The organism is Gordonia sp. OPL2, from assembly GCF_003797825.1.
Classification (GTDB): Bacteria; Actinomycetota; Actinomycetes; order Mycobacteriales; family Mycobacteriaceae; genus Gordonia.
Genome location: NZ_RKME01000092.1, coordinates 1 through 433, shown reverse-complemented (window position 1 = coordinate 433; position 433 = coordinate 1). Strand labels below are relative to the sequence as shown.

The window sequence follows — 433 nt, the reverse complement described above, 5'->3', positions numbered from 1 at the left end:
CGGTGGCGCTGTCACCGGTCAGCAGGCCGGCAGCCACACCGATGGCGGTACCGATCAGCGCGTTGCGGCCGGTACGGTTCTGCTGTTCGGTCGGGTTGCCGTACTGGTCGCTCTGCACATAGGAGCCGCCGGTGGCGCAGGCCGACAGGACGGCCGCACTCATCAGGGCCAGTGCGACGTTGCGGGTGGTGTTGCGGATCATGTGGTTCTCCTTGTTTTCCGGTCGGGTCGGCGGCTTACGGGCGCAGAGAGAATAAACAGCCCGATGCGATGTCGGGATGATGATCGGTCGCGGCAACAGGGCCGCGTTCAGCTAACTGACTGGAACGCTCAGCCCGCGCTTTACCCAGCCCCCGTCTGCCGGTAGGCGGCCAGCGCAGCATCGCGGCCGACGGCCAGATCCACCAGCGGCGTACGCGGATAGCCCGGGGCA

The 433-nt window shown here is 67.2% G+C and carries 1 protein-coding gene; it reads right to left on the bottom strand.

Annotation, left to right across the window (positions count from 1 at the left end):
• Nucleotides 1–202 (bottom strand): hypothetical protein (locus tag EEB19_RS26430; protein WP_222929992.1); only part of this gene is annotated, 202 nt, incomplete at its 3' end.
• Nucleotides 203–433 lie beyond the last annotated feature (231 nt).